1 protein-coding gene and 1 pseudogene are annotated in these 501 nt (G+C 51.5%); both read right to left on the bottom strand.

What is annotated here, in order from left to right; translation table 11 throughout:
* Positions 1–139: pilin (locus AC1D1J_RS22595; RefSeq protein ID WP_477695361.1), on the bottom strand; the 139-nt coding region annotated here is incomplete at its 3' end.
* A 155-nt stretch (positions 140–294) separates the two neighbouring features.
* A pseudogene (locus AC1D1J_RS22590) lies at positions 295–501 on the bottom strand (pilin); the annotation flags it as partial.

Genomic DNA, 501 nt, shown 5'->3' with positions numbered 1-501 from the left:
CCAAAATCAGTTCCGACAGTTTGGCGCGCTTGGTGTAGTCCTGGTAAGCAGGCAGAGCCACAGCGGCCAAGATACCAATGATCGCCACGACGATCATCAATTCGATCAGGGTAAAACCCTTTTGCATTGAACGTTTCATAAATACTCCTTGGGTTAAAAATAGGCTCTCAGGAACAGCAAATTTGGTGCCAGCAGTTTCTATGCAATTTTTGCGACGTTTTGAGGGCTTTGCTTACATTATTGTCTTCAAAAGTTCTTTTCAGCCGACAAATTTGTCACGCCAACGCATCTACTTCAACCGCGGCAAGAACCTGGCAGGAACTTGAGAGGGATGCCTGAGGCCGTGCTTGGACCGCAGCGCCATTCGCTGATCAGCGAACCAGGTGCGAGGCCCGTGCTGGCGCCTTGCGAGTAAGGAACCAGCGACAGCCACTGGCTGTTGATCAGCGAGTCGTTCATCGTCGTCGAAGCCTGAACGCTGATGATGCCGCCACCATTGGT

Source organism: Polaromonas sp. P1_F8, assembly GCF_056405635.1.
The sequence above is the reverse complement of the archived record's forward strand: the minus strand, read 5'-3'. Positions and strand labels throughout refer to the sequence as shown.